The organism is Streptomyces sp. NPDC042102 (genome assembly GCF_055582305.1).
Map to the genome: position 1 here is coordinate 42,343 of NZ_JBVJDL010000004.1, position 23,431 is coordinate 65,773.

24 protein-coding genes are annotated in these 23,431 nt (G+C 73.3%); 5 read left to right on the forward strand and 19 right to left on the reverse strand.

Going from position 1 to position 23,431, the window contains the following annotated elements; translation table 11 throughout:
- Positions 1–53: 53 nt before the first annotated feature.
- The 12 genes from ACZ6KO_RS18435 to ACZ6KO_RS18490 form a co-directional block, all read right to left on the reverse strand.
- Entirely contained in the window at positions 54–695 is a 642-nt protein-coding gene (locus ACZ6KO_RS18435; protein WP_469305028.1) for an RICIN domain-containing protein, read from the reverse strand.
- 110 nt (positions 696–805) lie between these two features.
- Positions 806–1,279, reverse strand: a complete 474-nt coding sequence (locus ACZ6KO_RS18440) for a hypothetical protein (protein ID WP_469305029.1) — start codon at positions 1,277–1,279, stop codon at positions 806–808.
- Positions 1,280–1,403: 124 nt separating this feature from the next.
- Positions 1,404–2,081 carry a maltokinase N-terminal cap-like domain-containing protein gene (locus ACZ6KO_RS18445; protein WP_469305030.1) on the reverse strand — a complete coding sequence of 226 codons (678 nt, stop codon included), beginning with the start codon at positions 2,079–2,081 and terminating at the stop codon, positions 1,404–1,406.
- A 116-nt stretch (positions 2,082–2,197) separates the two neighbouring features.
- Positions 2,198–2,863: a contact-dependent growth inhibition system immunity protein gene (locus ACZ6KO_RS18450; RefSeq protein ID WP_469305701.1), complete on the reverse strand. Its 666-nt coding sequence runs from the start codon at positions 2,861–2,863 to the stop codon at positions 2,198–2,200.
- Positions 2,864–2,898: 35 nt separating this feature from the next.
- Positions 2,899–3,228: an RNase A-like domain-containing protein gene (locus ACZ6KO_RS18455; RefSeq protein WP_469305702.1), complete on the reverse strand. Its 330-nt coding sequence runs from the start codon at positions 3,226–3,228 to the stop codon at positions 2,899–2,901.
- Between the two features lie 4 nt (positions 3,229–3,232).
- Positions 3,233–3,799 carry a hypothetical protein gene (locus ACZ6KO_RS18460; protein ID WP_469305031.1) on the reverse strand — a complete coding sequence of 189 codons (567 nt, stop codon included), beginning with the start codon at positions 3,797–3,799 and terminating at the stop codon, positions 3,233–3,235.
- The gene (locus ACZ6KO_RS18465) at positions 3,796–5,436 is read right to left on the reverse strand and encodes an RNase A-like domain-containing protein (RefSeq protein ID WP_469305032.1); all 1,641 of its coding nucleotides are present in this window, start codon (positions 5,434–5,436) and stop codon (positions 3,796–3,798) included. The genes ACZ6KO_RS18460 and ACZ6KO_RS18465 overlap by 4 nt, the downstream gene beginning before the upstream one ends.
- Before the next feature lie 88 nt (positions 5,437–5,524).
- A complete protein-coding gene (locus tag ACZ6KO_RS18470; protein WP_469305033.1) occupies positions 5,525–5,830 on the reverse strand; it encodes a WXG100 family type VII secretion target in 306 nt (101 codons plus the stop codon).
- A gap of 8 nt (positions 5,831–5,838) precedes the next feature.
- Positions 5,839–6,222 carry a WXG100 family type VII secretion target gene (locus ACZ6KO_RS18475; protein WP_469305034.1) on the reverse strand — a complete coding sequence of 128 codons (384 nt, stop codon included), beginning with the start codon at positions 6,220–6,222 and terminating at the stop codon, positions 5,839–5,841.
- A gap of 162 nt (positions 6,223–6,384) precedes the next feature.
- A complete protein-coding gene (locus ACZ6KO_RS18480) occupies positions 6,385–7,809 on the reverse strand; it encodes a chloride channel protein (protein ID WP_469305035.1) in 1,425 nt (474 codons plus the stop codon).
- Between the two features lie 45 nt (positions 7,810–7,854).
- Positions 7,855–8,130 carry an SHOCT domain-containing protein gene (locus ACZ6KO_RS18485; RefSeq protein WP_469305036.1) on the reverse strand — a complete coding sequence of 92 codons (276 nt, stop codon included), beginning with the start codon at positions 8,128–8,130 and terminating at the stop codon, positions 7,855–7,857.
- Between the two features lie 101 nt (positions 8,131–8,231).
- Positions 8,232–8,705 carry a DUF6325 family protein gene (locus ACZ6KO_RS18490; RefSeq protein ID WP_469305037.1) on the reverse strand — a complete coding sequence of 158 codons (474 nt, stop codon included), beginning with the start codon at positions 8,703–8,705 and terminating at the stop codon, positions 8,232–8,234.
- A gap of 178 nt (positions 8,706–8,883) precedes the next feature.
- Between ACZ6KO_RS18490 and ACZ6KO_RS18495 the strand changes: the two genes are divergently transcribed.
- Both ACZ6KO_RS18495 and ACZ6KO_RS18500 read left to right on the forward strand, forming a co-directional pair.
- Positions 8,884–9,786: a YhjD/YihY/BrkB family envelope integrity protein gene (locus ACZ6KO_RS18495; RefSeq protein ID WP_469305038.1), complete on the forward strand. Its 903-nt coding sequence runs from the start codon at positions 8,884–8,886 to the stop codon at positions 9,784–9,786.
- A 105-nt stretch (positions 9,787–9,891) separates the two neighbouring features.
- Positions 9,892–11,316 carry a DUF2252 domain-containing protein gene (locus ACZ6KO_RS18500; protein WP_469305039.1) on the forward strand — a complete coding sequence of 475 codons (1,425 nt, stop codon included), beginning with the start codon at positions 9,892–9,894 and terminating at the stop codon, positions 11,314–11,316.
- Between the two features lie 84 nt (positions 11,317–11,400).
- Here the strand turns inward: ACZ6KO_RS18500 and ACZ6KO_RS18505 are convergent, their stop codons facing one another.
- On the reverse strand, positions 11,401–12,732 hold the full coding sequence (locus tag ACZ6KO_RS18505) for a hypothetical protein (protein ID WP_469305040.1): 1,332 nt from the start codon (positions 12,730–12,732) through the stop codon (positions 11,401–11,403).
- Between the two features lie 176 nt (positions 12,733–12,908).
- Here ACZ6KO_RS18505 and ACZ6KO_RS18510 point away from each other — a divergent pair, with 176 nt between their 5' ends.
- Positions 12,909–13,304, forward strand: coding sequence for an SHOCT domain-containing protein (locus ACZ6KO_RS18510; protein ID WP_469305041.1), 396 nt, complete (start codon positions 12,909–12,911; stop codon positions 13,302–13,304).
- 21 nt (positions 13,305–13,325) lie between these two features.
- Here the strand turns inward: ACZ6KO_RS18510 and ACZ6KO_RS18515 are convergent, their stop codons facing one another.
- From ACZ6KO_RS18515 to ACZ6KO_RS18540, 6 genes are all read right to left on the reverse strand, one after another.
- Complete coding sequence (locus ACZ6KO_RS18515) at positions 13,326–15,230, reverse strand: peroxidase family protein (RefSeq protein ID WP_469305042.1); 1,905 nt, start codon at positions 15,228–15,230, stop codon at positions 13,326–13,328.
- Between the two features lie 86 nt (positions 15,231–15,316).
- Positions 15,317–16,678 carry a cytochrome P450 gene (locus ACZ6KO_RS18520; RefSeq protein WP_469305043.1) on the reverse strand — a complete coding sequence of 454 codons (1,362 nt, stop codon included), beginning with the start codon at positions 16,676–16,678 and terminating at the stop codon, positions 15,317–15,319.
- Positions 16,679–16,953: 275 nt separating this feature from the next.
- Entirely contained in the window at positions 16,954–17,457 is a 504-nt protein-coding gene (locus ACZ6KO_RS18525; RefSeq protein ID WP_469305044.1) for a hypothetical protein, read from the reverse strand.
- A gap of 207 nt (positions 17,458–17,664) precedes the next feature.
- Positions 17,665–19,392: a DNA polymerase/3'-5' exonuclease PolX gene (gene polX / locus ACZ6KO_RS18530; RefSeq protein WP_469305045.1), complete on the reverse strand. Its 1,728-nt coding sequence runs from the start codon at positions 19,390–19,392 to the stop codon at positions 17,665–17,667.
- A 96-nt stretch (positions 19,393–19,488) separates the two neighbouring features.
- A complete protein-coding gene (locus ACZ6KO_RS18535; RefSeq protein WP_469305046.1) occupies positions 19,489–19,863 on the reverse strand; it encodes a hypothetical protein in 375 nt (124 codons plus the stop codon).
- A gap of 38 nt (positions 19,864–19,901) precedes the next feature.
- Positions 19,902–20,486, reverse strand: coding sequence for a hypothetical protein (locus ACZ6KO_RS18540; RefSeq protein WP_469305047.1), 585 nt, complete (start codon positions 20,484–20,486; stop codon positions 19,902–19,904).
- Between the two features lie 294 nt (positions 20,487–20,780).
- Here ACZ6KO_RS18540 and ACZ6KO_RS18545 point away from each other — a divergent pair, with 294 nt between their 5' ends.
- Complete coding sequence (locus tag ACZ6KO_RS18545) at positions 20,781–22,106, forward strand: cytochrome P450 family protein (protein ID WP_469305048.1); 1,326 nt, start codon at positions 20,781–20,783, stop codon at positions 22,104–22,106.
- Positions 22,103–23,269, forward strand: a complete 1,167-nt coding sequence (locus ACZ6KO_RS18550) for an amidohydrolase family protein (RefSeq protein WP_469305049.1) — start codon at positions 22,103–22,105, stop codon at positions 23,267–23,269. The genes ACZ6KO_RS18545 and ACZ6KO_RS18550 overlap by 4 nt, the downstream gene beginning before the upstream one ends.
- Positions 23,270–23,431: the final 162 nt, after the last annotated feature.

Below are 23,431 nucleotides of genomic sequence, written 5' to 3' on the forward strand. Positions count from 1 at the left end.
ACTTGGTCCGCCGGTCCGGCCGGACGCCTCGGCGGACCTCCCCGTCTGCGGGGTCAGGACACGGCGGGGCCGCTCGCCGTGACCAACCGCCACCATTGGTCGGCGAAGTGCTCACCGCAGGAGATCTGCACCGCGGGCCCGGCCACCGCCGCGCCCTGCGCCACCAGGCACTTGGCGCTGCCGGTGCTGCGCAGCATGAACTGCCCGGCCCGGTCGCCGTTGCCCCGCAGCAGCTCCCAGCGCTGCCCCGGCTGCCCGGCGGCGCAGGCGAGCTGGCGCGCGGGGGCGAAGTTCTCCGGGCTCGCCAGGGCCAGGCAGCGGCCGCTGTGCGCGTTGCGGAGCGTACGGGTGGCGCCGCCGTCCCGCGATTCCAGCGCCCAGGTCCGGTCGGCGCCGTCGGTGCACGTGTCCTGCACCGGGACCAGGCCCTCTTCCGTCCCGGGCACCCGCAGGCACAGCCCGCCGTCGCCGTTGACCAGCCGCCCGGTGAGCACCGGGGGATCCGCGCCGGGCGTGCCCGGTGGCGTGGGGGCGGGGGTGCGCGTCGCGGGCGGGGTGCCGGGGGACGGGTCGTCACCGCCCACCCGTACGGCGATCACGGTGGCCACGCACACCAGGGCGACGGCGCAGGCCGAGAGGAGGCCGGTGCGGTGCTCGTGCAGGTTGATCTGGAGGTTCCCGCTCCCCCGCTGCACCCCGGCCGGCCCGCGGAACGCGTCCCCTACCCGGCCCTCACCACCCCGGCCCTCACCACCCTGACCCTCACCACCCCGGCCCTCGTCACCCCGGTGGGGCCCGGTCCCGGTCACGGGCGGGCGTCGAACCGGTTCACCTGGACGTTGCCGTCCCCGGACTGGACCGCCGCCGGGCCGTGGAACACGTTCCCCACCACTCCCCCGGCGGCCGGCCGGGCCGCCCGCGCCGTCTCGTCGAGCAGCGCCCGCAGCTGCGCCACGACCTCGGCCCGCTGGTGCGGTTCCAGTGCCTCCAGCAGGTCTTCGGTACGGGTCCGCCAGGCCGCGCCGTGCCGGGTCCGCACCTCGTCACGGTCGTCGCCGGCGGGCCCGATGTCCGCCGGCCCGCCGCCCTCCTGTCCCGCCGTCAGTTCGGCAGCGGTCCGGTCCAGCCGTTCCATCTGGACGCTCTCCTGCTGCCGGTCGCCCCGGCCCAGCACCCGCGCCAGCCGGCCGCGCAGCGCCTGCCAGGCGTCCGTACCGGCCGCCTGTACGACGCCCGAGCCCACCGCGGCCGCCAGCGCGACCAGTGCCTCGTCCAGCATGACGCTCCCCCTTCACCGTCCCCACCCGCGCGGTCCCGCAACGGTAGCCCCGCCCGCCACCGCCGCGACAGCCGTACGGGCGCCGGATCAGGCCGAGTTGCCCGTGCCGACGGGCGAGAGCCGCTCAGCGGGCGGCGGTACGCAGGGTGGCGAAGAGCCCCCGGGCGCGGCTGCCGTCCGGCTGCCGCCAGGCGCCGGCGACATGGCCGGCCGTCCCCGGCGCGGACACCACCGCGCCGTCCGGGACGGGGCGCAGCACCCGGTGCAGACGGAGGGTCAGACCGGCGGGTGCGGGCAGCTCGGTGCCCTCGTCGTCGTCACCGCCCGTGCCGGGGGAATCCGTGGCGACCGCATCAGTGGCGAAAGAGTCGTCGACCGTGCAGGAACGGGTGACCTCCCGGTCCACGGCGTCGCTGGTGTTCTGGTCCTGGGCCTGCACCCGCCCCGCGATCAGGGCACGCAACTGGGCGGCCGCCACCGGGTCCTGGCAGCCGTCGTAGGCCCAGCGCCGGCCCAGCACCTCGTGCTCCATGGTGCCTACGAGCGCGTGCTCGGCCCCGGCGAGCGGGGCGCCGCGATAGGTGAGCGGCACCAGGTAGGCGACCGGGAGCGGGCCGGAGGCATCGGTGACCACCATGAACTCGATCCCGACCTCGCCCCGCGGGTCGTCCAGCCGGAAGCCGCCGGCCTTGGCCGGCCGCGGCGCCCCCGCCCCGCCGCGGTACCACGGGCGGGTGGGCAGCCAGTGGGTGAGCAATTCCAGCTTGGCCGGCCGGAGGGCGACGTTGTGGATGACGGCCATACCGGGGGTTCTCCTCCGTCGGACGGGTACGCACGAACCCCCTCACCCTCTCACCCACGCGACAGCGGAGGACCGGCTGCCCAACGGGCAAGATCTCGGCCGGAGTTCCCGGACCCCTACACTCCCGCTCCGTCACCGTCACCGGGCGGACCGGGTGCCGTGAGCAGGTCCGCGAGGACCGCGAGCCACACGGCGGCGCCGTATCCGTCCGGCGGCTCCGTCTCCATGCCGAGGTCCGCCAGCACCGCGTCGTAGTCGGCGTCCTTCAGGTCCAGCGCGAGCAACTCGCGCAGTTCCCCGACCGCACGGGCCACCAGGCGCGGATGCGTCCCCGCCCGGTAGTCGTCCACGGCCGCCTCGTGGCCGGCGAACTCGTCGGGCATGTCCTGGGAGAACCAGCCGCCGAGCAGCTGGGCCGCCTCGGGGAACTGGGCGTGCCATTCCCAGCGGGTCTGCGGGATCCCGGGCTCGGGTACGTCGGCCGACTCGACGCTCTCCCGGATCCGGTCGGCCAGCTCCCGCAGCCGCTCGGCGTCGAAGCCCGCGTCGGGCAGGGCGTAGTACTCGCCCAGCCGCTTGCGCAGCCGCCCGGGCGGGTTGTCGGCGTAGGCGCGCAGTTGCTGTTCGGCCAGGGCGAGCGCCCAGGGCCGGCTGTGCCAGGTGTGGCGGAGGTAGGCGCGCAGGGCCCGCTCGTACTCCGGGCCGTCCCCCGGCACGCCGACGAAGGCGCGCATCAGCTGCTCCAGCTCCCCGTACCGGCGGTCGAATTCCAGCGGGTTCATCGGCACGACGACGGCTCCTCGGCGGATCGGGCGGATCAGAAGTAGCAGGGGAAGGTGGAGTGGACCACGAAGCCGTGGGGGCTCTCGGGGGCCAGGCGCAGCACGACGCGGGCCGCTCTGACCGGTACGGGCTCGCGTCCCGCGAGCATCATGGCGCGCAGCGCCACCCGGCCGACCGGCTCGGGCCGCGAGGGCCAGGCCGCCTCGATGGTCAGCCGGCTGCGGGTGCCCTGCGCGAGCCAGCGCCGGACGACGTGTTCGTTGAGGGTGACCACCTGCTGGGTGGCCCACTGTGCGGTTTCCCGGTCGGGGTAGCTGGAACTGCGGGTGAGCATCGCGGTGGTCTCCTGGGCTCGGACGTACAGATGTTCAGGCGCTGTTGAAGGTCCAGAACACGCCGATCTCCCGGTCCGTGACGCAGACGAGCCCGAAGTCGGTGGTGTAGGGGGTGAAGGGCGTCCAGGAGAACGGCCCGTCGCCGTCGGTCCATTCGGGGCTCAGGTTGGTGAAGTACTCCGCCTTCTCGCCGTAGCGCGCCAGCAGCGTGGACGCGAGCCCGAGGAGCCGCTGCGGGTCCTCCTGGAAGCCGGGGGCGTCGTAGATCCGGCACCAGCCGTCGGTGAGGGCCACCAGCAGGTACGCGGCCCGCCCGGCCTCCACGGGGCGCAGCCACTCGGCCGGTCGCGCGAGGCGGTCCGCCAGGAAGGGTGAGGAGGGAACGGATCCGTCGGCGCCGGATTCGGGGTCGAGGTCCTCGTCCCGGCCGAAGTCGATCCCTGCCCAGCCGCGTGGATCGGTCACCGTCCGCTCCAGGACGGCGGCGAGGTCGGTCTGCCAGCCCGGTCCGGCCCGGCGCGGGCCGACTGCCACGAAGCAGTAGGTGGAACGGAACAGGCTCAGCGCCTCTTCCCAGGTGTGGCGTTCGATGTCGCTCATGGTGCGCCCACGGTAGTCGCCGGATTGACGTTGTCGGGCATGGCCGTGTGCACGACGAACGGCGGGACCAGTCCCGGCCGGTAGCGCAGCTCGACCTTGATCCCGTACACCGGCTGGGCCTGGGCGCGATCGCCGTACATCACCCAGTCGGAGCGGGTGACCGACCGCCCCGTCGGCTCCGGGCCCGGGCCCGGCACGCTGAGGGGGTAGGGGGCCCCGTCCGCCGGGGGCGGTACCTTCGAGATCCAGGCCGTGATCTCGGGGGACTTGGTGTCGATGGCGTACTGGACGTACCGCTGGGCCGCTTCCAGGCTCTCGAAGGTGGAGGCGGCGGTGGGCTTCGGGATGAGCACACCGGCGACGTTCTTCGCCTCGTCCCGGAGTCGCTGGTTCAGCTGTTCGTCCGTCTTGGCCACGTGCTTGTCGATCGCATGGGCGTCGAACATGCCTTCCTGGGCGGCGAGGTCGATCTTGTAGGTGTGCTGGGTCCGGTCCTCCACCCCCCACGGATGGGCGAGCTGGAAGTCGTCCAGAGCGCGGATACCGAAGGCCTCGGCCCGCGCCTGTTCGGCCCGGTAGGTCGGGGCACTCAGGTACGCCTCGTCGAGCGGGCCCATGAGGTTGCCGAGCCGGGTGGTGAGTGCCTCGACCTTGAGTTCGTACTCGTTGACGATGCGGCTCAGTTCGTCCTTGTCGAGGTTCAGGACGACGCCGACGCCGAGCCCCGCCGCCCCCTTCTTGATCAGGTCCTTCCCGACCTTCTTGAAGTCTCCCCAGTCGAGTCCGTCCTTGACGGCATCCTGGCCGGGAATCTTGATGAGGTCCTTCACGGTTTCCTTGACGGCCTCCTTGTATTCCTCCCACACCCGCTTGTGCAGCGTCTCCGCCGCCTGGGCGAGCTCGAACAGGATCTGGCTCAGCTCGGCCGCCGTGTCCATGAGCACGGAGAACACGGGGTGCGAGACGTTCCCGGCGACCTTGTCATGCTTCCAGCGGCGATTGAAGCGCTGTCCCTTGCCCCACGCCGTCGTGCCCCACAGCGAGCTGAGGAACGCGCGGGCCGCCGCCTGCCATTCGTCGTGCCCCTGGGCGGGGTTGGTGATCGAATCCACCTCACCGATCAGCGCTCCGCCGACCGCGCTCAGGGCCTGATTCATCTGCAGCCACTCGTTGGAGAGGGACAGCAGATGGTGATGGTGCGGCAGCGGGTAGACGGAGGCGACCCTGCCCCACCTCAGCGCTTCGGCGACGATCCGGCTCACGATCTCGCGGATGAACTCCGGTACGCCCTCCAGCAGGGAGGTGAGCATGCCTTCGGTGCCGTCCCGGTCGCCCCAGCGCAGATCCGGTACCGCTCCGTAGTTCGGGGCTTTGTCGATCACCAAAGGCGGGGGGAAGGTGAGCGGCTGGATACCGCCCGGGTGGGACGCGGCGTCGGCGATGACGTAGTGGGTCGCGGTGGTGGCGAAGCCGACTGCGGCCCCGCCGATGGCCTCCACCGCCTTCGCCCACACCTCCAGATAGCGGTTGGCCACCCGTACGTACTCTTGGCCGAACTCGGCCACGGCGGACCCGTTGCCTCCCGCGTCCGGATACTTGCGCAGCCCCTCCAGCAGCTTCTTCGGCGCCTGGTCCATCAGCTTCTGGTGGGTGGCGAACCGGGAGGCAACGATGATCAGGCTGAGAGGTACGACGTTGAAGCCGCCGGTCGGCTGGGCGGCGTGGTCACTCGGCCCCCCAGCCCCGTAACACGGCCCGGTGTGCGGCCGTGTAGTTCAGGTGGCCGTTGACCACCGCGGTGTGCAGGTTCTTCTGCGCCGTCCGCAGGTCCTGGGCCGAGCGGTCCCAGGCGTCGAGCTGGTCGATGAAGGCGTCCCGGGCCTCGCCCCGCCAGGTCAGGACCACCTTCTCGGCCCGGGTGTAGAGGGTTTCCAGCTGCTCGTTGAGCTGGCGCAGGATGTCCTCCAGTTCGCCCGTCAGCTCCGCCAGGCCCTTGAAGTCGACCGATATCGCGTCGTCGCCGCCGCTCATGTCCCCTCCTACACGTCCGCGATCCGGCTGCGCGGGGCGGCCGGTGCGGTGGTCGTGGGCAGCGGGCCCGCGGTGCCGGGGAGCTCCGCCTCGTGCTCGGCGCGCAGCCGCCGGACGGTCTCGAGTTCCTGGTCGGTGAATCCGTCCCGGCTCAGGACGACCGCCTGCTGGAGCCGCGCCAGCACGCCTTCGATCCGCCGGGCGTCGGCAGCCGCGTCCCGGTGGAGGCGGCGGTACGCCGAAGCGGTCGAGCTCTGCCAGCGGCCCTCGATGACCTGCACGAGGGCGTCCATCCGGGCCACCTGCCGCCGGAGGTGCCCGCACATGGCGCCCAGATCGTCGCTCAGTCCCGTGAGGTGCGCCTCGTCCACGTCGAGGTCTGATCGGTCCATCGGTCCCCCTCCATCGGCCCCCGCATCCCACCAGCACCCCGCACCGCGCGACAGCACGGAATCAGACATACCGGGGTCGGATGGCCGGATTCCCCGGGGGCACGAGTACGCCGACAGCGCCCCGCGAGCGGTGCCGAGACCGGTGCTGCCGTCTGCGCCCGCCTACGCGGACGGCGGAGTGGCCGCCGGGGCGGCAGGGGCCGGCGGGGCCGGGGCCGCCGTCCTGCCGACCGGCGGGATCGCCGGGCCGGCCGGCAGGAGCTCGGTGGTGGCGAAGGCGACGACCGCCGCGAGGATCGCCACCGCGATCATGTCCGCGTTGCCGAGGATCAGGACGACGAGCACCACGCTGCTGACCGGCAGCCGCATCGCGGCCGTCGCGGCGGCGGCCATGCCGGCCGCGAGTCCCGCGCCGACGCCCAGCCCGGGCAGCGGCGCGGCCAGGACCCCCGCGGCGGCACCGAGGAAGAGCGCCGGGAAGATCGGGCCGCCGCGCAGACTGCCCAGGCACACGGCGTACGCGGCGCCCTTGAAGAGGAGGACGGCGATCAGCGCGCCCACACCCCAGGCGTGCGGATCGGCGGCGAGTTCACCCAGCGTGGACTGCCCGGACGAGGCCACCTCCACCGGGGTGCGGCCGGTGACCAGCGCGTAGCAGGCCGCCAGGGCACCGGCCAGGAGCCCGCACACGGCGGTGACGGGCACCGGGCGCCTGGCGACCTGGACGGCGGCCAGCCGGCCGACGTACTGGATGTAGTGCACGAAGGCGCCGAGTGCGGCGGCCAGCAGGATGGACCAGAGCACGTCCCCGGTGTCGAGCCGGTACGACGGCGCGGTGTACGCCGGTTCCAGGGCGCCGGTCCCCAGGCCGGTCCAGCGGCCGAAGCCGGTGAAGACGAGGGACCCTATCCCGCTCGACAGCAGGGCGGGCAGCATGATGGCGAACAGCTGCGGTCCGCCCACTCCGACGACCTCCATCAGCAGCACGGCGGCGATCAGCGGATTGCCGAAGATCGCGGCGATTCCCGCGGCGGCCCCGGCGGCGCCCAGCAGAGCGGTGCCCTGTGGTGTCGCGGGGGCGCGGGAGAGGTTGCGGAAGGCGAGGGCGAGTCCGCCGCCCAGCGCGATGAGCGGGGACTCGGGGCCGAGGACGGCGCCGAGCGGGAGGCTGAACAGCGCGGCGAGGACCACGCCCGGCACGGCCGCCGCGCCAGGGCCGGTCGCCTGGAGGCCGGCGGCCGGGATGTGCCCTCCGGCGCCGGGGAAGTGGGTGACGATCAGTCCCACGCAGACGCCCGAGAGGAGCAGCAGCGGAAGCGGCCACCACCAGGGCGGGCCGTCCCAGCCCAGGGCCTTCGGGGCATCCGTCCACACCAGGTGCTGCAGTTCGTGCAGGGCGGCGAGGAACCAGAACGCCGCGAGCGAGACGGGTACGCCGATGAGCGCGCTGAACACCAGCGTCTTGCGGTATCCCGGCGTACGCAGCAGCCGGCGCAGTGCCTCGGTCTCCCCCGACCCCCCGCCCGCCTGCCCCGGCTGCGGCCGGGGTTGCGGCTGTGGCTGCGGCTGCGATCGCGGCTGCGTCATGGAGCCGTCCTTTCGCATCCCCGCCGGTACGTCCGTACCGCCCGGTCAGCCGAGGAGCCGGCGCTTCTGCTCGGCGAACTCCTCATCGGTCAGCACGCCCTGCTCGTGGAGGGCGCCGAGTTCCTTGAGCTGGTCGATCTTGCTCGTCATGTCGTCGGCCGGGGCGGCCGGCGCGGCGGGCGGCGGAGCGGCGGGGGCCGGCGCCGGGGCCTCCTGCTGCGCCCAGCGGCCGGCCTGCCGGCGGGACACCCGGTTGGATACCGCGGTGGCGGTTCCGGCGACAACGGCGGTGCGGGCGACGCCGCGAAGGAGTCCGGGCACGGCACTCACCTCCAGGCTGGGGGGATCTGATCGGTGCAACGAACGGGGACCCGGGTGGCGGGGCCGGCGGAACGTGCGGGCGGCACACGCGCCGCCCGCGCTCACTCACCCTCGCCCGGATCCTCCATGGCTTCCAGCGACGCCAGCAGCGCCTGGACGGGGATCCGGCCCGACGCCACGAGCTGGGCTCCGCCGCGCCGCAGGGCGCGGGCGAACGGCGCCGCCCACGTGTTCTCGTACACGAGGACCCCGGCGGAGTTCCCGGGTTCCAGGGCGGTGGCGGCGTCGTCGATGTCGCTCTGGTCCAGCAGGCCCGAGGAAGCGCCCTCGAAGACGGTGAGGTCGACCTCGTCGCCGAGGTCGCGCAGTTCCAGCGCCGTGACCGTACCGTCCTCGTCCTTGCGGATGAAGGAGAGGTCGAGGATGCGGATGATGCCCCGGTCGACCAGGTCGACCAGCAGGGGAAGGCCCTCGCCCGTCATGCGGTTGCCCGGGAACTCGACCACCAGGTAGTCGACGGGCCCCATGTCCTCGATGCCACCGGGCTCACTGCGGTACTCGGCCTCGCTGCTCATCGCGGCTCCTGTCGGACGTCGGACGGTGGGCGGAAGCGGACGCCCCCTCGCGTCCATTCCAGCACCGCGTCCGCTGCTTCGCATGTGCGGACTGCGGACGGCGGGCGGCCCCGCGCGCCGTTCGAGATGCCGCGCCCACCCCGGTCCGCCAACCTGGACGCACACGAAGGAGGCCGCCATGACCCGGACCTCGGCCGCGTGGTGGCGGGCCCGTTCGCGGAGGATGGCGGCGGCCGGGCTGCGGGTGCGTCACGAGGCCGAGGCCCGGTTCCCGGTGATCACCCACCTGGCCGAGCGCATGGTCACGGTGAGCATCTTCGACTCCGCGACGCGCGTGGCCGCTCAGGTATTCCTCACGGCGGTGCCGCTGCTCTTCCTCCTCGCCTCCTTCGCCCCGACGGCGGTACGGGAGCAGTTGTCCTCCTCCATCCGGGCGGTGTTCGGGCTCAACGGCGAGGCCGCCAAACAGCTGAACGACCTCTTCGGCGCGTCCGACGAGGAACTCCAGGATGCGGTGGGGCTGGTGGGGGGCCTGATGGTGCTGCTGTCGGCGACGGCGGTGAGCCGTGCCGTACAGCGGCTGTGCAAGCGGGCGTGGGAGCTGCCGCGGAACGTGGCCCGGGTCGCGGCCTGGCGGTGGGTGGTGTGGATCGCCGTCTGGACCTCCCTGCTGGCCGTCCAGGGCCCGGTGCGCGACGGGTTCGGCGTGGGGATGTGGCTGGGGGTCCCGCTCACGTTCCTCTTCCAGACGGGGATCTGGTGGTGGACCCAGCACCTGCTGCTGGGCGGCGCGGTCGGCTGGCTCGCCCTGCTGCCGGGCGCCCTGCTCACCGGCGGCGCGGTCACCGCGCTGTCGGTCACCGCGCGCTACTACATGCCGGTCGCCCTCGACCGGGCGCTGGGCGAGTACGGCGCGGCCGGCTCGGTCTTCGTCCTGCTGTCGTGGCTGATCGTGCTGTGCGTGGCCGTCGCGATCGGCATCAGCGCGGGGGCCGTACTGGCGCAGGAGCCGTTCCTGGCCCGCCGCCTGGGCAGCCCCGCCCCGCGCTGGGGCGCACCGGACGGCACCGGCGAGGAGTAGCGAGGAGTAGGCGGTGTCGGTCCCCGGGCGGGGCCGGTGTCATAGCAGCGTCGCCGCCCGGGTGCCATCCTGGAAGGCGCAGGACCGGCGGTCAGGAGGCTTCCGATGACGGCGATCTACGCGGCGACCGCGGCAGGCGGCGGACCATGGCTCTCCCCGGCGGACCGGGCGGCGCGCGGCCGGGCCGCGCGCAAGCTGGCGCCCCGGTCCGGTCACGGTGACTTCGAGCCCGCCGCGCACCGGCCGGATCCGGTGGACGTGATCGAGCGGCAGTCGGCCACCCGGCTGCCGGAACTCGTGCCGATCCGGTACGGGCGGATGACGGAATCGCCCTTCCGCTTCTACCGGGGAGCCGCCGCGATCATGGCCGGTGACCTGGCCGGAACCTCGGACTCCGGCCTGCGGGTCCAGCTGTGCGGCGATGCGCACATGCTGAACTTCCGGCTGCTGGGATCCCCGGAACGCAACCTGCTGTTCGACATCAACGACTTCGACGAGACGCTGCCCGGCCCGTGGGAGTGGGACGTCAAACGGCTGGCGACGAGCCTGGTCATCGCGGGGCGGGAGAACGGCTACAGCGATGCCGAGCGGGCCACGGTCGTCCGCCTCGCGGTGCGGTCGTACCGCGAGCAGATCCGCCGCTTCGCGGCCATGCGCAACCTCGACGTCTGGTACGCGCGCCTCGACGCCGACCGGCTCCAGGAGCTGGCGGCCGAGTCGCTGCGCACGCGCGGGCGCAGGATCCTGTCCGAGACCCTGTCGAAGGCCCGCGGCCGCGACAGCCTGCAGGCGTTCGAGAAGCTCACCGAGGAGGTGGGCGGCGAGCGCCGGTTCGTGACCGTGCCGCACCTGATCACGCCGCTCGCGGAGCTGATGCCGGACAAGGAGCGCGCGGTGCTGGAGGAGCAGATCCGCGACCTGATCGAACGGTACGGGCACACCCTCCCGACGGACCGGCAGCACCTGCTGCGGCAGTACACCGTGGTCGACATGGCGCGCAAGGTGGTGGGCGTCGGCAGTGTCGGCACCCGCTGCTGGGTCGTGCTGCTGCTGGGCCGGGACGGGGCGGACCCGCTGATCCTCCAGGCGAAGGAGGCCGGCGAGTCGGTGCTCGCCGCGCACGCCGGCGCGAGCGAGTACGCCTCGCAGGGCGAGCGGGTGGTGGCCGGGCAGCGGCTCATGCAGGCGGCCAGTGACATCTTCCTCGGCTGGAACCGGGTGCACGGCATCGACGACCTCGAACGGGACTTCTACCTGCGGCAGCTGCGCGACTGGAAGGCGATCGCCGAACCCTCCCGGATGGAGCCGCGCGGGATGGGGCTCTTCGCCGAGGTGTGCGGGTACACCCTGGCCCGGGCGCACGCCCGGTCCGGGGACCGGATCGCCATCGCCGCGTACCTGGGCCGCCGGGACGTCTTCGACCACGCGCTGGTGGCGTTCGCGGAGGGGTACGCCGATCTGAACGAACGCGACCACCGGGCCCTGGTGGACGCGGTGGCCGCGGGCCGGGTGTCCGCCGTCGCGGCCTGAACCCCTGCGCGGAACGAACCCTGCGCGGGACGCGGGTCCGCCCGGCGCCGGTGGTGACCGGTGCCGGGCGGACCCGCGCCGGAGCTATCCGGTGGGCGGTGTCCCCGCCGTGCCCGCCTTGTCCCCCCTGTCCCCCGTGTCCGCCGGCGCCGGCGCCGGCTCCTCGGCGAGGAAGTCCACGATGGCCAGCGCGAACAGCAGCCCGAGCGCGAGACCCACGACCACCCAGCCGGTGGGGTCGGGCCACAGGATGTACGTGAGCGCGGCCGCCGCCACCAGGATCCAGGTGATCCAGCCGCGCCGCCGCTGGACGAACGGGCCGACAGGACCGGTGCGCATCCCCAGCCGGTCGGCCGTGGCACGGGTGGCGCGGATGCCGGAGTGCCACACCTCGCGCACCGCACGGGCGTACCGGCCGGGCCCGGAGAGCCAGGCGGCGAGGGCGAGGACCACGCCGAGGAGGACGACCGCACGGATGCTGAGCCGCAGGAGGCTGACCATGGCGTCGTAGACGGAGCCGGCGGCCGGCTGCGAGACGGTGTCGGGCAGGGCGTTCAGATAGACCGTGCGGAAGACCGCCAGGGCGATGCCGAGGACCAGGGCCGCGACGGCGAAGCCGAGCGCCGCGGCGATGAAGGTCCGGCGCCGGTGGGCGGAGAGCAGGATGCCGGCGGCGGCGAGGAGCACGGCGAGGACGGGCAGCCACAGGCCCATGATCTCCAGGAGCCGGAAGCCGGTCTTGACCTTCCCGATGTCCTTCGACTGCACGACGGTGAAGTCGGTGTGGACCTCCGGGATCTTGTTCGCGACGCCCAGCCCGGCCTTCACGAGCCGCTGCTTGACCTCTGCGATCACGGGCGCGAGGTCGATGGTCACGGAATCGTTCTTGATCTGTACGGCGCCGTCGCCGCCGCCGGTCAGGGCGCGGACGAACGCGGTGTGGATCGTACGGTTGGCGTTGGTCCAGATCGTCGCGAAGGCGTCCGAGGAGACGACCTCCTGCGCCTTGTCCCGTACGAAGCTGCTCAGCGCGCTCTCCAGCCCGCCGCCCACCTTGCCCAGCGCCTTTTGCAGCAGCGGCCGCTGGTCGGGGGCCACGTCCTCCAGCAGCGCGGGGAGGTCGATGTGTTCCATGACCACGCCCGTGACCCGGTTCGCGACGGCGGCCTGCACGTCGGGGTCGGAGGCGAGCGGGGCGACCGTGGTGACGTACCGGTCGGTGTCGCCGACGATGTCGGAGGTCCAGGCCGCCACGATGCCCAGGGGTGCCAGGAGGCAGCCGAGGACGATCAGGACGGCGGCCAGGAGCGAGCGCATGCGGTGCTTGCGCGGCGGCCGCGCGGCGGCCTCCGACTCCAGTGCGGCGACCCGGGCCCGCAGTGCGGCCAGTTCGCCCTGCGTGTTCTCCTGCGACATCGCCGGCCTCCTCCGGGTCGGCCTCCATCGCAACCCGCCCGGGGCGAACGCGCGCGGCGGGGCGGTCCGACCGGGTGAGGGGGGCCGTCCCCGGCCGGACCCTCCGGGATGCGGATGACGCGGAGCGGACGAATACTGCCGATCAGGGGCACTCGGCCCGTGCAACGGAGGCTTCGATGGACGACTACCCCGCGATGAGCGTCTTCTGGTCCATGCTGTGGTTCTTCCTGTGGATCATGTGGCTGTTCCTGCTCTTCAAGATCGTCATGGACATCTTCCGCGACCACGAGATGAGCGGCTGGGGCAAGGCGGGCTGGCTGATCTTCTGCATCGTGCTGCCCTTCCTCGGCGTCCTGGTCTACGTCATCGTCCGCGGCAAGGGCATGACCCAGCGGGACATGAAGCAGGCCAGCGAGTCCGAGGCGGCCTTCCAGGACTACATCCGCAAGACCGCCGGGAGCTCGTCCGGCGGATCCAGCGTGGACGAACTGGCCCGGCTCGCCGAGCTGAAGGACAAGGGCGCGCTCAGCGAGGCCGAGTTCCAGCAGGCCAAGGCGAAGCTCCTGTCCTGACGAGCGCCGCCCGCCCCCTGCCTAGCGCCCCGCCGGCCCCCGGCGCCACGGGGCGAAGGCGTTCGTCACCCCGCCGAGGGCGGGCGCGAGTTCGGGATGGTGCCGCAGCAGCACGCTGACCATGCCGTTGCGGTCCACCCACTCCAGGCCCTCGGCGGTGTAGACCTCCGGCCGGTAGTCGCGGGTGAAGAACCGGTCGCTCTTCAGCCGCCGGCTGGCCATCAGGATGAAGATGCGGAACAGCGAGTCGCTGAACCCGAAGCCGGCCGGGCGGGGTTCGGCGAGGTTGCCGACGAGCGTGTCCACGCGGTCGAGCCGGCCCTCGTACAGGTCCTCCAGCAGCCGGCTGTCGGCGCGGTGGCCGCCGGTGAGCTCGTCGAAGGAGGTGACGGGCCGCTTGCGCAGCATCGCCCGGTAGGCGTTGTAGCGGGGGACGCCGCGCTCGCGGTCGCGCAGGATGTCCACGGTGCCGAGGTCGACGTGTTCCCCGTTGATGCGCAGGAAGTCGCGCAGGGCGTCGGGGTGGTTGTGCAGGACCAGGGCGCCGGGGTGCGCGGTGCCCAGGGAGTACAGGAGGTCGCTCATCCCGTACTCGTCGACGGCCGTGCGGGTGGTGCGGCCCTGCATGTCGTCGAAGCCGATGGTGGCGCGCAGGCCCCCGCCGCGGTGGTCGCGCACGGCGAGCTCGTCCGGGATCAGCGGGTGCATCCGGTACGCCGAGACGAACTCCTCCGTCATGGAGTACGGCGCCGCGTGGTGGTCGGTCGGGGAGCCGAGGATGCCGCTGAGCAGCTCGCCGTCGCCGAACCGCCCGAACCGCCGGCCGACCCAGCGGGGCAGCATGCCGTACCAGTTGGCGTTCATCGCGATGCGCAGCACCGGGGTGTCGAGGATGCCCGGGGTCCACTCCACGGTGTGGATCTTCGCCAGGAGGGCGGTGTTGACGAGCCGGGCGGTGTGGAACAGGCACTCGTCGTCCCAGGTGGGGCGGTGGGAGCGCAGGTAGTCGCAGATCGCGTTGTGTTCCTTGGCGAACAGCGTGTGCAGCAGGGACAGGCCCGCCCAGTAGTCGCTGTTCATGCCCGTCGCGTCCAGGCACTCCAGGCCCGGGCGCGGGTCCGTGGGCAGCCGCCCCTCGGGGGTGAGCCGCAGTTTGCCGTGCTCGCCGGTGCGCAGGGAGCGGCAGCGTTCCTCGGTCGACCCGTACAGCTGCGAGCCGTCCCACCAGTGCGTGACGGTGTTCTCGTAGGTGGGCGGGGCGTCGGGGGTGGTGTGGGCGACCGGGTCGGGGCGGGTGCGGTTGACGCGCATCGGGCAGCTGCCGCCGTGCGACTCCTCCCACTCGTCGTCGGGGGCGAGCGGGACGGTGAACGGTTCGGCGGTCTCGTTGTCGCCGTGGTTGGCCCAGCCGTGCATCTGGAACTGGATCCAGGCGGCGGCCAGCAGGTTCAGCGAGGTCGCGGGGACGAAGGAGCGCCGGGCGAGCAGCTGCCGGCTGACCTCGCGGGGGCTCGGGGAGAGCCGGTCCTCGTCGGATTCGGGGAAGGTGAGGTCCAGCGGGGCGTTGCGGTCCAGGCGGGTGCCGACACGGCCCATGTCGGCGTCGTAGGGGTCGTAGCCGGAGCCGTCGTACGAGCGGTACGGCCGCAGTTCCCCGGTGGCGCGGCGGGGCCGTTCCCCGCCGGCGCGGAAGGTGTCGTACAGGTTCTTGCGGCGCAGGTCGTCGCGGAGCACGTGCAGGTTGAGCAGGGCGAGCGGCAGCGGGAGTTCGTGCCATTCGCGGCGGGTGTTGATCTGCGCGAAGAGGGCCGATCCGGCCCGTTCGAGCAGTCCGGGCGGCCCGTACGGGGCGGCGACGTGGGTACGGGGCCGCGGGCCGTGAACGGGGCCCGCGGTCGGTCGGTCGGTGGGGGCGGTGCCGGTCATCGGGGCCTCGCTGTCGGGTGCGGTGTGCGTGCCGCTCGGCGGTGCGGCAGGGGCGTGGCGTGGGTGCGGGCGGGGTGGGGAGGGCGTCAGCGCGGGACGACGCCGATGCGGATCCCGGCGGTGTCCACGGTGCCGGGCAGGGGCCGGTCGGCCGGCAGCGCGGGCAGGGCCCGGGCGAGGCGGTGGGTGCGCAGGACCTCGGCGCAGAACGCGGTGGCGACGAGCAGTCCGAGGTTCTCGCCCGGGCAGCGGCCGCCGCCGTGGCTGAACGGTGCCAGCCGGTTGCTCCCGGCGGCCTCCCCGGTGAGCCAGCGGCCGGGTACGAACCGGTCGGCGGCCGTGACGTGTTCGGGGTCGCGCTGGTGGAACTGGGCGGGCACCAGGACGGCCGTTCCGGGCGGGAAGGGCACGCCGCGCCAGGTGGTCTCGGCCCGGGTGACGCGCAGCAGGTCCGGTACGAGCGGGTACAGCCGCAGCGATTCCCGTACGCAGGCCCGCAGCTGGGGCAGTCCGGTGCCGCCCGCGGCCGCGTCGGCGGCGGCCCGGTCCTGCTCGGCGGGGTGGGAGGCGAGCAGCAGCAGGGTGCGGGCGGCGACGCCGGAGAGCCCGTCGAGGGCGAGCAGCCAGTGGTGGGCCTGGCCGACCGGGTCGAGGTCGCCGGCCGGGTCGGGGTGGGTCCGGGCGCGGGCGGCCAGGGTGTGGGCGGGGGCGGTCTCGGCGTAGTACTCGATCCGGGCGGTGGCCCGGTCGTAGACGGCGCGGGCGGCCAGGGTCCGCTTCTTGCGCCGGCCCATCCAGTTGGCCTCGTCGCGCAGCACGTAGAGCCAGTCGGTGAGCTGTTCGTCGTCGGCGGCCGCGTCGCCGAGGACGACGCGGCGGCTGATCCGGTGCAGGGCGTCGCGCAGCGTGGGGGTGTCGAGGACGGCGCGGGAGGTGCGCGGCCGGATCCGCCCGGCCTCCTCGGCCACGACGGCGAGGTAGGGCTCGCAGGAGGGGTGCACCGGACGTTCGGCCGCGAGGCTGTCGTCGTTGATCCGGCGGCGGTCCTCGCGCAGTTCGCCGTGGGAGCAGATGACCCCGGTGGGTTCCAGGATCGACAGGCCGTTGTTCTTGTCGGGCGGGTCCATGGCCAGGGTCCGGACCGGTTCGCGGTAGAACTGCCGCAGGTCCTGGACGTCGAGCAGGACCAGCATGGGTCCCGAGATGCCGCGCAGCAGGACGGGCGCCCCGCCGTGCCGGGCGCGCAGGGCGCGCAGGGTGGCCGCCGACCAGGCGGGCTGGTCCAGGGCGGCGTACGCCTTGACCACGGCGGGCCGGGGGTTGACGAACCCGCGGACGAAGGCGGGCAGCGTGTGGGTGAGGAGGAAGCGCAGGTTCTCGGCGGTGCCGGCGGGGGCCGGGGCGGGGCCGGCGTCGAGGACCTCGGTGTGCTGCGGCGCGAGGCGCATGGCGGCCTTCCAGGGGCGTGACGGAGAGCTGACGGAAGGTTGCTGTCGGTGACGGAGTCACGACGCTACGCCATCCCGGCGAGCGCGCCCCCGGAGCGCCACGCACGGAATCGATTCTCCCTGGGGCGTCCGGCCGGACGTGCGCGGCGCGTCGTCACCCGCTCGGCCCGCCGCGGAGTTGACCCGGCCGCGACGGGGCCTCGGGGCGGTGCGGCCGCGCGCACGCCAAGAGCCTCCGGTGCCGGGCGGCACCGGAGGCGCGGGGCGGGCGGTTCTCAGTGGAAGAGCATGGAGGCGTCACCGGCGGGGGTGGTGACCGAGCCGGGGCACAGGAAGCTGCCGGAGGTCTTGGTCGCCGTGAAGGCCTGGTTGACGTACTTGCGGGTCGATCCGTCGCGGTTCCAGACGATGCCGGTCGCCTTGTAGCGGCAGGTGATGAAGCTCATCCTGCCGCTGATGTCGATGACGTCGGTACGGGCGAGCCCGGCGGCGTCGTCGAAGGTGAACGCGGGGTTGTTGTTGAGCGTGGCGGTGATGCCGCCGCCGCAGGCGAGGTTGCCACCCGGGGTGTTGATCGTGCCGCGGTCGACGGTGAGGGCGGCGGGCGGGTTCGCGCTGGTCTTCGCGTTGGTCCAGGAACAGCTGTTGCCCGCGACCAGCATCACGCCGTCGAGCCGCTGGTCGGCGGCGGGGGCGGCGGCCGTCGCCGCGGCGGCCGTACCGACGGTGAGCGCGGCGGCCAGGATGCCCGCGCCGGTCAGGTGCGCCAACTTTCGCATGTCGCTTCTCCTGCCACTTCCGTGTGGGGGTGGGGCGGGACCGGCGGGCCCCGCCCGGAGTGCGCCGGACGCCGCGCGGGCAGGGGTGTCCCGCGCGGGGTCCGGGAGAGAGCTTGGTGCGCGACCGGAGATTCCCACACCCTCGTCGAGATGTCATGTACAGAACATGCATTGGCCGAAAGGAGCCGCAGCCCGGTGCGGCGCGGGTCAGGTCGGCGTCTTGCGCAGGAAGCGGCGCAGCCGCCCCAGGGGCCAGGTGTTGATGACGTCGTCGGCCGTCAGCCAGCCACGCTGGGCGGTTCCGACGCCGTAGCGCATGTACGGCAGGTGGGTCGTGGAGTGGGCGTCGGAGTCGATCGCGAACTTCACGCCGTACCGCTTCGCCCGCAGGATGTCCTCGTCGCGCAGGTCGAGCCGTTCCGGGTGGGCGTTGATCTCCAGTGCGGTGCCGGTACGGGCGCAGGCCTCGAAGACGGCGTCGAAGTCGGCGTCGATGCCCGGGCGTTTGCCGATGCGCCGGGTGGTGGGGTGGCCGATGATGTTGACGTGCGGGTTCTCGCAGGCGCGCAGCAGCCGCCGGGTCAGGGCCGGGCGGCTCTGGTCGAACTGCGAGTGCACCGAGGCCACGCAGAGGTCGAAGCCGGCCAGGAAGTCGTCGGGCCAGTCGAGGTCGCCCTCGGGTCCGATGTTCAGCTCGGTGCCGTGCAGCAGCCGCATCCGCCGGTGGGTGCGGTCCAGGGCCCGGACCCGCTCGCGCTGCGCGAGGGCCTTCTCGTCGGTCATGCGCTGCATGAACAGGTTCGGGGCGTGGTCGGTGACGGCGTAGTAGGCGTACCCGCGGGCGGCAGCGGCGGCGACCATGTCCTCCAGCGAGGCGAGGCCGTCGGTGAGGTCGGTGTGGGTGTGCAGGTCACCGCGGATGTCCTGGTCGGTGAGCAGGTCGGGGAGTTCTCCGCGCAGCGCCGCCGCGATCTCGCCCCGGTCCTCGCGCAGGGGCGGCGGGATCCAGGGCAGGCCGAGCCGTTCGTAGACGGCCTCCTCGGTCTCGGAGGCGATCACCTCGCCGGTCCCGGCGTCGAAGAGGCCGTACTCGGAGAGCTTCAGGCCGTGGCGGACGGCGAGTTCGCGGGTGCGGATGTTGTGCGCCTTGGACCCGGTGAAGTACTGCTGTCCCGCGCCCCAGGAGGCGGCGGGCAGCACCCGCAGGTCGACCTGGAGGCCGGTGGTGGTGCGGATGGAGGTCTTCTTCCGGCCCCCGACGATGACCTCGGCGGTCAGCGGCAGGTCGGTCAGGGCCCGCATGAAGGGCTCCGGCCGGTCCGCCGCGACGAGGATGTCGAGGTCGCCGATGGTCTCGCGCATCCGGCGCAGCGAGCCGGCGTGGGCGCAGCGCACGCATCCGGGGACGGCGGCCAGCTCGGCGACGATCTGTTCGGCGAGGTCCATGGCGGCGCCGAGCAGCATCCGGCCCTCGCCGGCCTGCTGCAGCAGCGCGATGCCGTGCAGGATGTTCTCCTCGGTCCGCTCGCCGAACCCCTTCAGGTCGCGCAGGCGCTCCTGGTGGACGGCGTCGAGGAGCTGGTCCACCGAGGTGATGCCCAGCTCCTGGTAGAGGACCATGGCCTTGCGGGGGCCCAGCCCGGGGATCGCGATCAGCTCGCGTACGCCCGCGGGCACCGACGCCCGCGCCTCGTCCACGACGGACATGTGGCCCGTGCAGACGTACTCCACGATCTTGCCGGCCAGGGACGCGCCGACGTTCGGTATCTCCCGCAGGCCCTTGGCGTCCAGGGTGGAGACGTCGCCGGGATGGCCGCCGACCGCCCGGGCCGCCTTCTCGTAGGCCCGCACCTTGAAGGCGTCCCCGCCCCTGATCGCGATCAGGTCGGCGTACTCCTGGAGCAGGGCCTCGACCTCGTCATTGGCTCGGGGCATACCTCCAGGGTGCCCCGGCCGGGCCGCGGCGGCACGCCCGGGGGCCGGGGCCGGGGGCCTCGGCGGCACGCCCGGGGGCCGGGGGCCCGGGGGCGGTCAGGCGCGGTCGGTCAGGCGCAGGCGTACCTCCAGCTCGTGCTCGCCGGACACGGTGCCCCGGTCCTCCACCTCGAAGGCCGTCGCGAGTTCCTCGCGGACCTGGCGCACCGGGTCCGCCGCCCCGTACAGGTCGGCGGTGGCCGGCGCGCCCAGCGCACCGGCCACGGCGGCACCACGAGCGGTGCGGTCCTTGACGTCGACGGCCATCGACCACACGGTGGCGGTGTCCGCGAGCGTCACCGGCCCGCCGGCCGTCGCGGCCTCGGGGTCCGGGAAGGCGGCCTCCAGGACGCCGAACACCGCGGTCGCCGCCTCCCGGGTGCAGTCGGACAGGTGCACGCTGACCTGGTCAGCGCTCTCGGCAGCGGTCATCGCGCGCCGTTCCTTCCCCTTCGTGCGGACAGCGGGCGTCAGGTGGTCTGGGGCTTGGGGCGGGTGGTGCCGGGGAGACAGGCGACCGCCGGGTTGTAGGTCTCGTACGTGCCCTTGGGGTTCTTCTTCCACAGCCACATGTGCAGGGCGTAGTGGACCGGCTGGCCGGGGAAGTTGCCGCGGTTCGGCCCCTTGAAGGCCTTGCCGAACAGCGACGGCCGGTCGTCGTCGGTCGCCAGGTTCTGGTCACGGTCGTAGACCAGCCACTGCACGCCGACCAGCCGCTTGCCGCCGCGTCCGTCGTCCTCGTAGAACAGCGCCGCCGGCTTCGCCGGGTCCACGGAGTTGTCGTACGCGTGGTTGAAGTGCGGGTAGCCGAGGGCGCCGCCGGAGCCCGCCCGGTCCACGACGCAGTACGTGTCCGGCTTGTAGCCGGCCTTCACACCGTTGGCGTGCAGCAGGTACGGGGCGGTCACCCGGTACACGGTCGCACGGTCGGCGGCGGCCTTGGCCATGTCGGCGCCGGACGCGGCGCTCGCCGCGGACGCGGCGCCGGGAACGGCGGCGGCCGCCAGGGCGAGCACGGCGGCCGTCGAGACGATCAGGGCGGAACTGCGGGCCATGCGCGGACTCCTGTCGTGGCGGACTGGTCGCACGGGTGTCGGGCGGACCGGTTGCACGAGCAGCCTTTCCCCGGGTCCCGCCGCCCCGCCACACGGCCGCGGCGGACGGCCGACGGCCGGACGGCGGACCCCCGGTCGGCTGACGACCGCCCGCCGGCCGCCCGGGACGGGTGCCGCGCGGCCCGGCCCGCCCGGTACCGGTCGTACTCGAACGAATCACGGGCCGTTTGGTGATCGCCCGCTCCCGGGAACCGGTGTGTCCGAATCAGGCGAACGTCACGGAGGGTGCGGAAGATGACGCAGGAGAAGGCGGCACCGGGCGGCGGAGCGCTGCATGACGTCGTGTCGGCCGTGTCCCGGGGCGCGCCGGAGTACCGCGTCTGCCCCCACCCGATGTACGCCGCGCTGCGCGAGCGGGACCCGGTGTGCCTGCTGACCCCGCCGCACGGCGTCGCCACGTACCTCATCACCCGCTACGACGACGCCCGCGACGCGCTGTCGGACCCGCGCTTCAGCAAGGACATGCGCGGGGCCCTGGACACCTACCACGCCGTGTACGGCAGCTTCTTCGACGCCCTCGACGACAACGTGCTCTTCTCCGACCCGCCCCGCCACACCCGGCTGCGCCGCGTCCTGAGGGGCGGCTTCACCCCCCGGCGCGTGGAGGAGATGCGCCCACGCGTCACCGAGATCACCGAGCGGCTGCTGCGGGAGTGCCGTACGGACGAGCCGGTGGACCTGATGTCCGCGTTCGCGTTCCCGCTGCCCATCGCCGTCCTGTGCGACCTGATGGGCATCGTGGAGGCCGACCGCCCCGAGATCCTGGAACAGTTCGCGGTCGTCACGCGCGCCCGCTTCAACCCCGGCATGAAGGCGGAGCTGAAGGCGGCCGAGGAGTGGCTGCAGAACCGGCTGGCACAGCTGGTCGCGCACACGCGCGCCCACCCCTCGGACTGCTTCCTCAGCGACCTCGTCACGGCGGAGGACGGCCTGGACGACGCGGAACTCGTCGCGTCGCTGTGGGTCCTGTTCTTCGCCGGCCACAAGACCACCGCGTACCAGATCGGGAACTGCGTCCTCGATCTGCTCCTGCGCCCCGACCAGCTGGAGCTGCTCCGGCGGGACCCGGCCCTGATCCCACGGGCCGTCGAGGAGATCGTCCGCTTCGAGGGGTCGGTGGAGACCTCGACGTTCCGGTACGCCGCCGAGGACGCCGAGATCCGCGGGACGCTCATCCCCCAGGGCTCGCTCGTCCAGATCGCCATCTCCTCGGCGAACCGGGACCCGGAGAAGTTCGACTCCCCCGACGTCCTGGACGTGACGCGCGACGGACTCCAGGGGACGCACCTGGGCTTCGGCCACGGCACCCACTACTGCCTGGGGGCCCCGCTGGCGCGGCTCGAACTCGAGATCGCGCTCTCCTGCCTGCTGCGGGAGTTCCCGCGCATGCGGCTCGCGGACGAGGAGGAGAGCACGGGCGCGTGGCTCAAGGGGCCGGTGGCGGCGTTCCGGGGCCTGGAGCGGCTCCTGCTCGTCCTGGATCCGGCGCGCGGCCCCGGGGAGGCGGGCCCCGCCTCCCCCCTCGCATCCGTGGCCGCCTCCGTGGCCTCCGGAAAGTGACCGAGAACGAAAGCGGGCGGTCGATCGGTATGCAGAACCCCCAGAGCAGCTCGGGCATGGACCTCGCGGGAGCGCCCGCGGCGGCCTTCGCCGTCGCGGGCACGGACACCGGCCCGGGCGCGGGCACCGGCCCGGGCAGGGGCGCGCAGGCGCCCGTCCACGCCCCGCTGGGCGACGCCGCGCTCCCCTCGGCCGAGGCGCACGGCGGCCATCCCAAAATCGACATGCACCAGCACTACTGCGCACCGGAATGGCGCGAGTGGGCCGAGCACCACGACCTGATCACACCTCAGCAACTGCCTCCATGGGCGCGGCTCGGTGCCGAGGACGCGATCGCCTTCATGGACCGCGCGGGTGTCGCCACCGCCGTCCTCAAGCCCATGCTGCCGGCGCGCTACCGTTCGTCGGCGCAGCTGCGCGAGGCCATCACCATCACGCTGCGCTCGATGATCGACGTGGTGAACGCGCACCCGGGACGGTTCTCGTTCTACGTGCCGCTGTTCCTGGACGACCTCGACGCGTCCTCGTGGGCCGTACGCCGGGGACTGGGGCAGCTCGGTGCCGTGGGCGTGAGCGTGACGGCCAACTACGGCGGCGTGTACCTCGGCGACCCGTCCTACGACCGGGTGTTCGCCGAGCTGAACGAACGGTCCGCCGTGGTGGACACCCATCCGCACCACCTTCCGGGCGGCGGCCCGCCCGGGGCGCCGACGGTTCCGGGGATCCCGAACTTCATGTGCGACTTCCTGCTGGACACCACGCGGGCGGCCGTGAACATGATCAGCAAGCGGACGCTGGACCGCTTCCCCGACATCTCGGTGATCCTGCCGCACGCGGGCGGTTTCCTGCCGTACATCGCGACGCGCATGCAGGCGCTGGGGCGGTTCTGCGACCCGCCCGTCGACCCGGCGGCGGTCCGCGACCACCTGCGCCGCTTCTACTACGACACGGCGGGCCCCATGGCTCCGGCGGCCACGCTGCTCGCCCACGTGCCCGCCGACCACATCCTCTTCGGTACGGACTGGCCCGCCGCGCCCGCCGACACGGTGACGGACCTGGCCCTCCCGGCCCTCGACGCGGACCCGTCCTTCACGCCGGAACAGCTCCAGGGCGTCCTCCACGACAACGCCCTGCGCCTGATCCCGCAACTGGCCACCGTCTGAGGCCGCCGTCCCAGACCGCCGTCCGGCGGCGTACGCCGGAACCCAGTGGGGGGCCCCCCCCCGCGGGGGCCCCCCCCGCGGGGGCGGGGGGGGGGGGGGGGGGGGGGGCCGGCCGCGCCACGGTTTTTCAATGGCGCAAAAAAAAAAACCCACAAAAAAAAG

What these genes read in the sequence shown, in the direction of transcription:
- ACZ6KO_RS18440 (WP_469305029.1), bottom strand. Translation starts at nt 1,279, where the DNA reads ATGCTGGACGAGGCACTGGTCGCGCTGGCGGCCGCGGTGGGCTCGGGC.
- ACZ6KO_RS18445 (WP_469305030.1), bottom strand. Translation starts at nt 2,081, where the DNA reads ATGGCCGTCATCCACAACGTCGCCCTCCGGCCGGCCAAGCTGGAATTG.
- ACZ6KO_RS18450 (WP_469305701.1), bottom strand. Translation starts at nt 2,863, where the DNA reads ATGAACCCGCTGGAATTCGACCGCCGGTACGGGGAGCTGGAGCAGCTG.
- ACZ6KO_RS18460 (WP_469305031.1), bottom strand. Translation starts at nt 3,799, where the DNA reads ATGAGCGACATCGAACGCCACACCTGGGAAGAGGCGCTGAGCCTGTTC.
- ACZ6KO_RS18465 (WP_469305032.1), bottom strand. Translation starts at nt 5,436, where the DNA reads ATGGACCAGGCGCCGAAGAAGCTGCTGGAGGGGCTGCGCAAGTATCCG.
- ACZ6KO_RS18470 (WP_469305033.1), bottom strand. Translation starts at nt 5,830, where the DNA reads ATGAGCGGCGGCGACGACGCGATATCGGTCGACTTCAAGGGCCTGGCG.
- ACZ6KO_RS18475 (WP_469305034.1), bottom strand. Translation starts at nt 6,222, where the DNA reads ATGGACCGATCAGACCTCGACGTGGACGAGGCGCACCTCACGGGACTG.
- ACZ6KO_RS18480 (WP_469305035.1), bottom strand. Translation starts at nt 7,809, where the DNA reads ATGACGCAGCCGCGATCGCAGCCGCAGCCACAGCCGCAACCCCGGCCG.
- ACZ6KO_RS18490 (WP_469305037.1), bottom strand. Translation starts at nt 8,705, where the DNA reads ATGAGCAGCGAGGCCGAGTACCGCAGTGAGCCCGGTGGCATCGAGGAC.
- ACZ6KO_RS18495 (WP_469305038.1), top strand. Translation starts at nt 8,884, where the DNA reads ATGACCCGGACCTCGGCCGCGTGGTGGCGGGCCCGTTCGCGGAGGATG.
- ACZ6KO_RS18500 (WP_469305039.1), top strand. Translation starts at nt 9,892, where the DNA reads ATGACGGCGATCTACGCGGCGACCGCGGCAGGCGGCGGACCATGGCTC.
- ACZ6KO_RS18505 (WP_469305040.1), bottom strand. Translation starts at nt 12,732, where the DNA reads ATGTCGCAGGAGAACACGCAGGGCGAACTGGCCGCACTGCGGGCCCGG.
- ACZ6KO_RS18510 (WP_469305041.1), top strand. Translation starts at nt 12,909, where the DNA reads ATGGACGACTACCCCGCGATGAGCGTCTTCTGGTCCATGCTGTGGTTC.
- ACZ6KO_RS18515 (WP_469305042.1), bottom strand. Translation starts at nt 15,230, where the DNA reads ATGACCGGCACCGCCCCCACCGACCGACCGACCGCGGGCCCCGTTCAC.
- ACZ6KO_RS18520 (WP_469305043.1), bottom strand. Translation starts at nt 16,678, where the DNA reads ATGCGCCTCGCGCCGCAGCACACCGAGGTCCTCGACGCCGGCCCCGCC.
- ACZ6KO_RS18525 (WP_469305044.1), bottom strand. Translation starts at nt 17,457, where the DNA reads ATGCGAAAGTTGGCGCACCTGACCGGCGCGGGCATCCTGGCCGCCGCG.
- polX (WP_469305045.1), bottom strand. Translation starts at nt 19,392, where the DNA reads ATGCCCCGAGCCAATGACGAGGTCGAGGCCCTGCTCCAGGAGTACGCC.
- ACZ6KO_RS18535 (WP_469305046.1), bottom strand. Translation starts at nt 19,863, where the DNA reads ATGACCGCTGCCGAGAGCGCTGACCAGGTCAGCGTGCACCTGTCCGAC.
- ACZ6KO_RS18540 (WP_469305047.1), bottom strand. Translation starts at nt 20,486, where the DNA reads ATGGCCCGCAGTTCCGCCCTGATCGTCTCGACGGCCGCCGTGCTCGCC.
- ACZ6KO_RS18545 (WP_469305048.1), top strand. Translation starts at nt 20,781, where the DNA reads ATGACGCAGGAGAAGGCGGCACCGGGCGGCGGAGCGCTGCATGACGTC.